9 protein-coding genes are annotated in these 12,040 nt (G+C 39.6%); 4 read left to right on the plus strand and 5 right to left on the minus strand.

The window, feature by feature from the left end; genetic code table 11:
- Positions 1–96: 96 nt before the first annotated feature.
- From IPJ83_10670 to IPJ83_10690, 5 genes are all read right to left on the minus strand, one after another.
- The gene (locus IPJ83_10670; protein MBK7881005.1) at positions 97–1,995 is read right to left on the minus strand and encodes a hypothetical protein; all 1,899 of its coding nucleotides are present in this window, start codon (positions 1,993–1,995) and stop codon (positions 97–99) included.
- A 221-nt stretch (positions 1,996–2,216) separates the two neighbouring features.
- Complete coding sequence (locus IPJ83_10675) at positions 2,217–3,137, minus strand: hypothetical protein (GenBank protein MBK7881006.1); 921 nt, start codon at positions 3,135–3,137, stop codon at positions 2,217–2,219.
- A 532-nt stretch (positions 3,138–3,669) separates the two neighbouring features.
- Positions 3,670–4,473 (minus strand): SDR family oxidoreductase, encoded by an 804-nt coding sequence (locus IPJ83_10680; GenBank protein MBK7881007.1) that lies wholly within the window; start codon positions 4,471–4,473, stop codon positions 3,670–3,672.
- 34 nt (positions 4,474–4,507) lie between these two features.
- Positions 4,508–6,160 carry a DNA repair protein RecN gene (recN, locus tag IPJ83_10685; GenBank protein ID MBK7881008.1) on the minus strand — a complete coding sequence of 551 codons (1,653 nt, stop codon included), beginning with the start codon at positions 6,158–6,160 and terminating at the stop codon, positions 4,508–4,510.
- 4 nt (positions 6,161–6,164) lie between these two features.
- The gene (locus IPJ83_10690; protein ID MBK7881009.1) at positions 6,165–8,066 is read right to left on the minus strand and encodes a tetratricopeptide repeat protein; all 1,902 of its coding nucleotides are present in this window, start codon (positions 8,064–8,066) and stop codon (positions 6,165–6,167) included.
- A gap of 120 nt (positions 8,067–8,186) precedes the next feature.
- On the opposite strand from IPJ83_10690, the gene lpxD reads away from it, so the two are divergent.
- Genes lpxD through IPJ83_10710 form a run of 4 tightly spaced genes read left to right on the plus strand, consistent with a single transcriptional unit; the run spans position 8,187 to position 12,020 of the window.
- Complete coding sequence (gene lpxD, locus IPJ83_10695; protein MBK7881010.1) at positions 8,187–9,230, plus strand: UDP-3-O-(3-hydroxymyristoyl)glucosamine N-acyltransferase; 1,044 nt, start codon at positions 8,187–8,189, stop codon at positions 9,228–9,230.
- 2 nt (positions 9,231–9,232) lie between these two features.
- Positions 9,233–10,624 carry a bifunctional UDP-3-O-[3-hydroxymyristoyl] N-acetylglucosamine deacetylase/3-hydroxyacyl-ACP dehydratase gene (locus tag IPJ83_10700; protein MBK7881011.1) on the plus strand — a complete coding sequence of 464 codons (1,392 nt, stop codon included), beginning with the start codon at positions 9,233–9,235 and terminating at the stop codon, positions 10,622–10,624.
- The gene (gene lpxA / locus IPJ83_10705) at positions 10,621–11,400 is read left to right on the plus strand and encodes an acyl-ACP--UDP-N-acetylglucosamine O-acyltransferase (protein MBK7881012.1); all 780 of its coding nucleotides are present in this window, start codon (positions 10,621–10,623) and stop codon (positions 11,398–11,400) included. Before IPJ83_10700 ends, lpxA begins: the two co-directional genes overlap by 4 nt.
- 5 nt (positions 11,401–11,405) lie before the next feature.
- Positions 11,406–12,020, plus strand: coding sequence for an ABC transporter ATP-binding protein (locus IPJ83_10710; GenBank protein ID MBK7881013.1), 615 nt, complete (start codon positions 11,406–11,408; stop codon positions 12,018–12,020).
- The last annotated feature ends 20 nt before the right edge of the window (positions 12,021–12,040 follow it).

A 12,040-nucleotide genomic window follows, 5' to 3' on the forward strand; every position in this document is an offset into this window, starting at 1 on the left:
ACATTTTATTTATTTGGAAAATAACAATCTTAATCCCTGTAAGATACATTTTTTTTTTGATCAGCTACTTAATTATATGGAATGTAAGAAAATAAATCAGTTGATAAATTTCCATTGGATGGAAACTCTCAATGCAAAGTCATACATCGGGTATCCTTCTACAAAACTGATTCTCTTTTTATCCCAAAATGCATCCAATTGTTCAAATTGAATTCTTGCCGTAAAATCATCTACTTTGAAAACCATGAAAGCGCCAACCAATGGTTTTGTTTGAATGGAAAAAGTGCGAAGTGGGTAATACTGTAAAGTGAGAGAATGAAATCCAAATAGCTGGGTTGGGTCATATATTTGGGCATTCACCCCAAAGGTGGCATGTGTTGCTCTTTTAAAAAAGGAAGCTTTGTAACTAAGGTCGTGGTAAGTATACCATCCGGTCCAACCTGCAGGGTCAGGGCTTAAGTGATGAAGATTCAATTCGTGATGGCTATTCCATCTTTTCAAAGTCAGGTTCTCTTGTACTCTTATATGAAGATGCTTCAGTATTCTGTTGTCCTGAGTGAATTGCTTAGACACATCCATGTAAATTAACTGATCCACCAAGGCAAACTTAACTTCTAATTTTGGTAAAAAAGAATTCTTGGGTTCAAAGTCAAAGGAGTAAGTATTTTTCAATACATTTTTAAAATCATGGTTCCAAATTTCTCTTTTATTGGCAATTAAATAAAGTTGTTGCCAACTCGGCGTAGCAGATTCCCATTCAACTTTCGCAGTTAATTTTCCAAATCCTTTAATTGCCGAATTTATGCCAACCCAATGCAAATTGGCTAATCTGGTGTCGTTTCCAATCCACTGTGTGTGCGCGAAAAGTTCGAACCCAGAAACTTTTATTTTTCCATCTGCATTAAACCGGACTCTAAAAATATTTTTTTCCACGGTATCAATAAGAAGATGGTTGTAGTCAAAGCCAAAATTTCCATTCAGACTGGTAACTTGTGAATCAAAAAACTTGATGCCACCCATTCCGAGCCAGGAATACTGTTTGTACGTTGCACTTATTCCGGTAGTGTCTAATGCAAAGAGAGAACCATAAGCAGGCAGTGAAGACCTTGAATTTGCATCCATAAACTCATGAAGTAATTCTTTGTATGCAACCATGAAGTTAAAGGCAGGTCTGAATGCACCCCACTTTAATGGAGTCTTGTAAAAACCATGCGTGCCATATTGTCTTATGGTGTGATTGGTTGTAGCTGATGTGGAGTTTACCGGAACAGATTCTCTTATTCGGTACTGATCCAAAATTAAAAAACTATCACTTTTAATTCCATTGTTGTGTTGCAAGGCATCCGAATTACTCACCAAAACAAAATTGATTCCAAGTGTTTGTTTCTTATTGTACCATTGCAGGATTGCTCCTAAGGAACTCAACAGGTTTCTACCGGACTGATAAATCCCTTTATGATTGATTCTGTTGTAGAATAAATTTACATGGATATTGTTTCTGAATGAAGCAGCCAGCATAGCATCCACAGTCAGGTTATCGATCAAAGAGGAGGTAGAACTGGAAGGATACATACCTTGAGATACAATCACCTCCGAGTAAGCTTTAGAACACAGGTATAGAGGAAGCTGGTCAAATTTCTTATGAAAAAAATCGGTAGAGTGAAAGCCATGATCTACCATGGTGTTGAACTGAAGCCCTTCACGTGCAGCGAGAATGGGAGCACCCAAATTGTTGGTGCTGACAAATCCTGTATTCCGATATGTCGTCAAAAAATATTTACTGGTATCCACATCTGATAAAATATCGGCGGATGAGCTGATCCCGGATTGGACATGAATAGGCCTGGCCAATAATAATTTTGCCAGTGAATCTTGAGTCCTTTGTAAACTCGTGTCAATTTGTATCTGGGCTCCTATAAATTCAGGACAGGTAAAGCTTAGAATTAAGCCAACAGTGAGTTTTAGTAAATTGCGAAGTTTGGTCCCTTTTTCCATTCAATTCCGGTGCAAACATAATGGATTTATAATATACTATCTATGGGTATTTCAATACAGACCTTACTTTCAAAGACTTATCTAGTTGCAGGGCAAACTTTCATTAGCGTTTAGAAAGTTTGATAAAATTTACTTTTCATCATTTTCCGGGAATAACCATGGCAGAAGTGAAAGCAAGGCTCAGAACATTCTTTTGAAATGGATGCATGGACTAGATTCTGTTATTCTTCTTTGAGAATTCTTAAAGTACTAAATCGATCTTCATCAAATAGATAATCTCCGACAACATATTCTTTAGCAATGTGCTCTGCATCGGAAGTTGTGGAGTAAGTAATTGGAAATCTAATTCGTACTCCTAAACCCTTATCTAAGGCTTCATATTCAGTAGATTCCTGGGATAAAATAAAAGGGTTTTTTATCTGGGTCTTTGCCCACTTTTCCGCAATGGGTCTGGATTTGTCCATCCATGAGATCAATCTATCGGATTCTGTATTGAATTGCCACAGGGTATTCAACGAGTCATAATCTGTTACATATCCTGGCGGAAGGAGGAGTTGGAGGATTGAATTTTGTCGCTGCCAGGTGCCAGATCTAAACCAATGTGCCAAGGGTATGATTTCACCAAATTCTGCACCATAAGCTTTGGCCTCCATAAAATCAATGCCAAGACCATAATTCAAAGCAAGCGGCAAGTCTGAAAGTTTGCCAACCAATTGCTTCAAACGTTCTTCACGGATTTTTTTTAAAGGATCTTCAAAAAGTAATATCCTGATGTCCCCCTGATAAATCCCACAACTGAAATTAGTCAAGCCATTTGCTTTTAATATTTGAAGGAGGCTTCGCGTGTCGAGAAGTTCCTTTTTAGCCTTTACCACTGAGGAGTCCACCTCAGACTTTAATACACCTAAATCTTTCTGGCGCTTATCCCAGTGCACCCTGAACTGGATCAAGGTGTCTTCCTCACTGGCAACAATCGAATTTTTAACCTTAAAACTTAACTGCTTTATCGGATCGTCTGTTCGTGTTTCAATTACGCTAAAACTTTTCGGATAATGGATATCTAACCAGTCCTGAAGGCTTTCTATGCCTTTTTTTTTGGTTCTGCAGCCCAACAGATAAGCACTAACTACTAAGAGCAACATGATTTTTAACAGTACCGACCAATCCATCATGCAATTATATTCAGCGATAACATACGATCCATAAGTTTTACAATGGTATATATTTTTAACAAAGGATCATAATGAAATTTATGTTGACAAATAAATTTGTTTTAATAAGTTCATTTAAAGTGGGATGAATATTCGCAGTAGACACATTTCAAAAAACATTATCGTCCCATTCCATGGGACCTTTCAAATGACAACCAATAAAAAAGATTAATTAATCTATAATATTTAAAATTGTCTAAAAATACAAATTTGTAATTTCATCGATTTGATAAGGAGTTGCATAATTGTACCCATGCTTAGAAGGGCGCAAAAGTTTTGCAAAAAACCAATGACTAAGGACATTTTTTTCTAAAATTCCTTGCAATATATCTTCAATTTAGATACCTAATTATTGAAATTCAGTATATCCAATCTCCAAATATATCCTTTAAAAGGATTTAAATGAATCACGATTCCCCGATACAAATATGCTTTTCTTATTCAGAAAAAAGGAAGTGTAAAATTATAAGTTGAGCAGGGCAGGGCTCATTCCCATGGAAGAAAAGCCGCCATCGTGATATAGATTTTGCATCGTCACCATTCGGGTAAGATCGGAGAACATGACCACACAATAATCCGCACAAGCTTCTGCAGAAGCATTGCCCAGCGGACTCATCTTATCTGCATATTCAAAAAATTCCTTGAATCCTTTAACGCCTGAACCTGCTGTTGTCATGGTAGGGGATTGAGAAATGGTATTGACCCTGACTTTCTTGTGCACCCCGTAATGATAGCCAAAGCTTCTTGCAAAGGATTCAAGCAGGGCTTTGGATTCAGCCATCTCGCTATAATCTGGAAAAATACGCTGTGCAGCAATATAAGTTAAAGCCATGATTGATCCACCATCATTCACAGCATCCAACTTATATGCTGTCTGCATGAGTTTGTGGAAGGAGATGGATGAAATATCAAAGGTCTTCTGCATGAATTCATAATTCAAATCTGTGTAAGATCTTCCTTTTCGTACATTTAGAGACATCCCTATAGAGTGAAGTATAAAGTCAATTTTTCCACCAAGAATTTCCATGGATTTAGTCAACAGATTCTCTAGATCCTCTACCGATGTAGCGTCAGCAGGAATTACCTCAGCGTCCAGCACTTTACCCAATTCAAAGATTTTTCCAAAACGCATGGCCACCGGAGCATTTGTCAGCGTAATACGCGCGCCTTGGGCGACACATCGTTCAGCAACATGCCATGCGATGGATTGCTCATCCAGTGCGCCAAAAATAATTCCTCTTTTTCCTGATAAAAGTTGATTTGACATAAATCTTATTTTCTGTAATGATAAATGATATTTTTTAATTTAAAGCAATTAGTTCACTGGCATTTTTTAGAGCTGAATCCGTAGGTGGATCACCACTTAGCATTTTGGCAATTTCTATAGTTCGGTCTTGTTTTTCAATTTTTTTCATTCTGGTGTTCGTAATGGTTTTTGAAGAGTCTTTGTACACGTAGAAATGATGAGCAGCTCTCGATGCAACCTGGGCTGAATGGGTTATGGTGATTATTTGTTGATTGCCGGACATTTCTTTTAAAATGTTACCCATCTGAAGCGCCACTTGTCCCGATACTCCGGTGTCAATTTCATCAAAGATCATGGTCGCCAGTTGGGACTTTCTTGCCACCAATGATTTCAATACCAGGTTGAGTCTGGATAATTCTCCGCCGGAAGCCTGATTTTTTATTGGTTTTGCAGATGAGCCTTTGTTTGCAGAAAAAAGAAAATCTATCTCGTCTATTCCACTTTCTGTAAACTCTTGTTTTGCATTCAATTCAATTTTAAACTGGGCAAATTCCATTCCCAATGAGCGGAGCAGATCGGTTGCTGATTTTTCAAGTTCTGAGATTTTGCTTTTTCTTTTAGCAGACAAAGCTTGAGACGATTTTTTTAAATCTTCGGTAACTAATTTTATTTGATTTTCGCAATCGATTATCTGATCTTCCAGATCTGTGAAAGACTGAATTTTACTTCTCGTTTGTGCCATGAGTTCCATCAGTTCATGATCCGTTTGCAAACGATGTTTTTTGAGTAACCGGTTGATTAAATCCAGTCGTTCCTGCATTTGATTAATCTGTTCCGGACTCATTTCGGTATGCTCATTCAATCTCTCCAGTTCATCGCCAATATCTTTAATTTCTGTGCGCAATTGGTCGATTCTTTCGTAGCTCTCATTAAGGATAGGATTGATGCGCACTGGTTTGAGTAATTGAAGACATTGTAAGAGTTGTTCGGATATTCCCTTTTCCTCATTCAGGATTTGAGCCACCTGCCCTGCATTTTTGATGACTTCTCCGGACTTTGTAGCAAGGCTTAATTCCTCTTCCAACACAGCATATTCATTTGGCTTTAAGTTGGCTTGTTCCAATTCACTTAATTGGAATTGTAGAAAGTCCATCTCTGCCTGACTTTTTTGCTGACTTTCCAGGAGTTGTTTTTTTTGAATTTGGAGGGTTTTGTAGCTTTTGTAAATGGTCTGATAGTTTGCCAACAAATCTTTGCATCCGGTAAAATTGTCTAAAATGTCCATCTGTACGTCCTCTTCCAATATGTCCAGATGATCAAATTGCTGATGGATATTGATAAGATACGGCGCTAGGAGGTTGAGTTGACTGACCAGTATCGGAGAATCATTTAAAAAACTACGTGACTTTCCATTGGGTAAAATCTCTCGCCGGATGATGATCTGGTCCGGATTTTCGCCATCCAGCAAATCGAATATTTTTGGTTTAATTAGATCAAGCTCATTGAAAGTTACTTCTACGATGCACTTTTCTTCAGGATTTCTCAAAACTTTGTTGTCCGCTCTCGCTCCCAAAACAAATTGAAGTGCGCCGATCATGATGGATTTACCGGCACCGGTTTCTCCGGTGATCGCGATGAGACCACCCGGCCAATGGATCTCCAGGGCATCAATGATGGCATAATTCTTAATCAATAGTGAAGCCAGCATCCTGTTATTTGTTGGGGGTGAACAAAGGTTGAGCCTCATCTACTTTTTCACCCAATCTGCGTGCCTGTTCCAGATCCGCTTGTGCTTGACTGGTATTACCAAGACTTTGATGCGTTCTTCCTCTTTCCAAATAAACGAGACCATACCGAGGATTGATTCGCAAGGCCCGGTCATAATATGTGATGGCTTTTTTACTGTCGCCTATAGCTCTAAGGCATCTGGCGCCCTCATACCAAAGATCTGCATCATTTGGCTCCAGTTGGAGGTATGCGTCAATATCTGCGAGTGATTTGTCGTATTGACCCAATTGATTGTAAATAATAGATCGGTTTAGGTAGGCCACCTTCCAGCGAGGGTCTAATTCTACTCCTTTATTCAGATCGTCTAGTGCCGCCTTCAGATTTCCTGTTTTGGCATATGCCGCACCGCGGTTGGTGTGATATTCTGCAGATCTTGGATTTAATTCGATGGCTTTGTTGTAATCGAGAATGGCTTTTTGATCTTCATTCTTGTTGAAGAATAATTTAGCCCGGCTATTGTAGGTGGAATGACCTGCTTTCAATTCAATAGCTTTATTATAATCTTCCAATGCTCTGTCGAACAACTTCAAATCCCTAAGATGATTGGCCCTGTTGTTAAAAGGTAGGGAGGTATTGTCATAAAACTCAATAACCCTGGACCATAAAGTTCCCGAGTCCTTCCAGTAATGACATTGTTTAAAAGATAAATAGCAAAGAAATAATAAATAGACGCCAAGGGAAAAGTTTAAAGCTGAAGATTTTTCTTTGTTTTCCTCAAAAAACGCTTGTAAGTAGTAAGCGAAAATAAAAAATAAACCGATGTAAGCTATGTAGGTAAACCTGTCAGCCAGATAACCCTGTCCTGCACCCAGAACTTGCAAAAGGAAAACAATATTTACAAAAAAGAATAGAAATCCAAATACCACAGCCTTGTTGTCTTTTTTGTATGCCCAGAAGACACCAAAGAAAACCAATAATGCAGCAGGCATGGATAGATAATGCCAAATGCTCAATTCCTCCGGATAAGGGTAGAGGGGAAGCATTCGGTAAGGAATTAGCCATTTAACTAAATAGGTAATCAAACTATAACTACCGATAAACAAACGGCCAATTCCGGCATGTGTCACATTTGCTTCCAGCGAACCTTGCTGCTTTAGCATGTAGATTCCGAGAATACCCACGGCCAGAGCGCCAAGGAAAAAGGCCCATTTTTCGAGGACCAAATTCAAACCGATTTTACGACCTTTCCAATAATCTACCGCGAGCATGGTGAGCGGTAGAGCCACCATCTGAATTTTGGCGAAAAGACCGAAAGCAAATAAAATAAATACCCAAAACATTCTTCCTGCTTTTGGCTCATCGAGATTTTTAATATACAAGTATAGAGCCGGAAGAAAAAAACTGGAAAAGAGCACGTCCTTCCGTTCGGTGATCCATGCCACGGACTCCACCCTTAAGGGATGAATCCCGAATAAAAGTGCACCCAAGGCAGCAAACCAAATACTCAATCCCAATCTCTGAAAAATTTTAAATGCGAAAAAGGTACAAAGCAAATGCAACAATAGATTTGTCCAGTGCATCGCTTTAGCACTCATCCCGAACATCTCATGTTCAACGGCAAAACTCAAAATACTCAATGGATTATAGTTCCCTATCACCGGAGTTTGGAAAATAGCCTTTACGTTTTTGGCATTCAAGTCCTTTATCAGTGGATTTTCATAAACATTCCGGTCATCGTCCCAGTTTACAAAGCCATTTTGGAGGCTAGGGGTAAAAACCAAAAAAGTCAGGCCGAGTATAGCCCAGATGACCCAGGATGGACCGGTAGGCTTGTCGGGAACTACCGGTGTTTTTTCTATCTTTTGTTTGGCAGATTTCTTACCCATAAGTTTATCGTGTGAGCAAAATTAGTCCAATTTTTTATTTGTCCTCCATTGCAGGAAGCCTTTATGTTCTAAAGCTAAGGATATGGGTTGAATATAAAACATTCCTTGTACTTTTGCTTAATGAAAATCAAAGCAGGCGAATTAGCAAAGCTTGTACAAGGAACTTTGATCGGGGATCCAGGGATTGTCCTTGATAAACCGAGTAAAATTGAAGAAGGCACACCCGGAAGCGTATGCTTTTTGGCTAATCCTAAGTATGAACACCATTTATACACGACCAAAGCTTCCTTGGTAATCGTGCAAAACGAATTTGAACCTAAGGAACCTTTGCAGGTTGCACTCTTAAAAGTAGAAGACGTGTATCAGACTGTAAGTCAACTTCTTGCAGCTTTTGAAACCAAATCCGCCAGCGATGGAGGTGTGCATCCCATGTCCCAGCTTGCAACTTCTGCTACAGTTGATCCTACCACAACCATACACGCTTTTGTGGTGGTAGAAGATGGTGCTGTCATTGGTAAAGATTGTGTCATTCATCCTCAGGTTTTTATTGGGAAAAATGTCAAAATCGGTCATGGGACTGTAATTCATTCAGGGGTCAAGATTTATCATGAATGTGAGATCGGATCAAATTGCATCCTGCATGCCAATGTGGTCATTGGAAGCGATGGCTTTGGTTTTGCCCCCAAAGAAGACCGGACTTATACCAAAATTGCCCAGATTGGGAATGTGGTTGTTGGGGATGATGTGGAGATTGGGTCCAATACCTGTATTGACAGAGGTACCATGGGATCGACAGTAATAGGGAAGGGCACTAAGTTGGACAATTTAATCCAAATAGCACATAACGTCCAGATCGGTGAACATACCGTTATTGCTGCACAAGCAGGCATTGCCGGCAGTGCTAAAATTGGTAATTATTGTGTGATCGGTGGCCAGGTAGGCATAGTTGGACACATACAAATTGCAGACGGCACTAAGGTCCAGGCACAGAGTGGGATGGTGAGCAATGTTCTGGATGAAAATACCAAATGGTATGGTTCACCTGCCCTGGATTATTTTAGTTTTTTAAGGTCCTACAGTGAGTTTAAAAAACTGCCTGAACTTGGGAAAAAAATACACGAGCTTGAAAAACTCCTTAAGAATTCTGAATTGACCAAGAGTTAGATATGAAGCAAAGAACTATTGCAGAGGATATTTTAATCCAGGGGGTTGGCTTGCATACAGGAGCCAAAGTCTCTATGCGTTTTATGCCTGCACCTGCCGATCACGGGATTAAATTTAAAAGAATTGATCTCCCGGAACAACCAATTATTCTCGCAGACACCTCCAAGGTAATTTCAACCAACAGAGGAACTACCCTGCAGGAAGGTATTGCTCAGGTTTGGACAGTGGAGCATACCCTTTCAGCACTCACAGGAATGGGCATTGACAATGTCATGATTGAGCTGGATGGACCGGAGATACCTATCCTGGATGGAAGCGCAATTCAATTTGTTCAGGCCATTGAAAAAAGTGGTGTTCGGGAATTGGATCAGGAGAAAGATTATTTCATCATCAGTGAATCCATTTCTTTTGAAGACGAAGATACAGGTGCAGAATATATGGCCATACCATCGGACCATTTTGAATTGACCTCTATGATTGATTTCAATTCTAAGACACTCGGGCAGCAATTTGCCTCACTGGATGGATTGGAACAATATAAATCCGATATCGCACCGTGCAGAACCTTTGTTTTTTTACATGAATTGGAGCGCTTACTGGAACAAAATCTGATCAAAGGAGGAGATTTGGACAATGCCATTGTGATCGTAGATCGATTGATGAATCAAGAGGACCTTGATGAATTGGCAAGAAAACTAAATAAACCGTCGGTTAAAGTAGAACGGGAGGGAGTACTGAATACCCTTACTTTACATTTTTCCAATGAGCCGGCCAGACATAAATTATTGGATGTGCTTGGTGATCTTACCCTGCTTGGGAAACCTATTCTTGGAAAGATTGTAACCAAGAAATCAGGACATAAATCAAATGTTGAATTTGCCAAAGTCCTGAAAAAGAAGATGATTGAGCAAAAGAAGCTTAAAGGCTTGCCTGTCTACGATCCGGACAAAAGTCCTGTGTTCACCACGGTAGAAATACAATCCATGCTGCCACACAGATATCCCTTTCTTTTGGTAGATAAAATCATAGAAGTCAGTGATAGTCAGGTGGTTGGGGTAAAAAATGTGACCATGAATGAGGCCATATTTATGGGGCATTTTCCAAATAATCCGGTCTTTCCGGGAATGCTGCTTCTGGAAGCCCTTGCACAAACAGGAGGGGTTTATGCTTTGAGTCAGCAACAGGATCCACATTTGTGGGATACTTATTTTCTAAAAGTCGATAATGCCAAGTTTCGTCAAAAAGTTGTTCCCGGAGACACTTTAATACTAAAAATGGAGTTAATTTCGCCAATTCGTCGTGGTTTGGTCCAGATGGCCGGCACAGCGTATGTGGGCACCAAGGTGGTTTGTGAAGCCGAGTTGACCGCGCAAATTATAAAGAGAGATTCATGATTTCTATCCAGACCAACATCAGTCCGGGAGCCAAAATAGGTACCGGCACCTCCGTAGAGCCATTTGTTACCATACAATCAGACGTAATTATTGGTCAAAACTGTTGGATTGGTCCTTATGTAACCATCATGAATGGCGCCCGGATCGGGAATAATGTTAAAATATTTCCAGGGGCTGTCGTAGGAGCTGTTCCACAGGATCTTAAATTCGAAGGAGAGAATTCACTGTTAGAAATTGGCGACCACACAATAGTTCGAGAGTATTGTACCTTGAACAGGGGAACAAAAGCATCCATGACGACAAAGATTGGTTCCCATTGTCTCCTGATGGCTTATGTGCATGTGGCTCATGATTGTTTTGTCGGCAACCATGTCATTTTGGCCAACAATGTAAATTTAGCTGGACATATCGACATCGGGGATCATGCCATTCTTGGCGGATTGACCGCTGTTCATCAATTTGTAAAAATAGGGGCACATGTCATGGTGGGAGGAGGGTCCCTGGTTACCAAGGACATTCCGCCATTTGCTAAGGCAGCAAGGGAACCTTTGATATATGAAGGTGTAAATGCAATAGGGCTCAGAAGAAGGGGTTTTGAAAAAGAACAAATTGATCGCATCCATGAAATATATCGCTACCTTTTTATCAAATACCGCAATATTTCTAAAGCCGTAAACATGATTAAGGAAGAGCTTCCGGAGTCTGCTGAAAAAACTACCATTTTGGAATTCATTCAGGGAAGCAATCGTGGAATAATGAAAGGCCACCGCCGCTAATCACCATGGAAATATCTGCAGAGCATCTTTATAAAAGATACTCCAACAATTATTGGATAATCAAAGATCTTAACCTGAATCTTACGCAAGGCAAAGTTTATGGTCTGACCGGCGCAAATGGTTCCGGAAAAACAACCCTGATGCATTTATTGGCCGGATTAATTGTGCCAACAAAAGGAAAAGTCATCTACCAAATCCACGGAACACAAATAGAGGATCACCTCTGGTTTCGTCATTTTTGTTTTGCTGCACCTTACGCCGATCTCTACGATTACCTTACGGTAAAGGAATTTCTGGAATTGTATTTATGCAATAAAGAATTTACTTCAAATTTAAGTTTGGATGATTTTTTGAAAATCTGTTTCCTGGAACCACACAAGGAAAAATTTATAAAGAATTTTTCTTCCGGAATGAAACAACGACTAAAATTAGCATTGGCACTTTTGACTCATTCGAATGTTGTATTCCTTGATGAGCCATTATCTAATCTCGATGACTTTACTAAAAACTGGTATTTTAATTTATTGGAAGAATATAAATCAGGTAAGATCATCGTCATTGCATCCAACGATGAGGCAGACTTCAGATCAGTGGATATAAAAATTAATTTGACCAATTAAGTAATCAATCAATAATCACT

The sequence above is a fragment of the Candidatus Vicinibacter proximus genome (assembly GCA_016713905.1).
Taxonomy (GTDB): Bacteria; Bacteroidota; Bacteroidia; order Chitinophagales; family Saprospiraceae; genus Vicinibacter; species Vicinibacter proximus.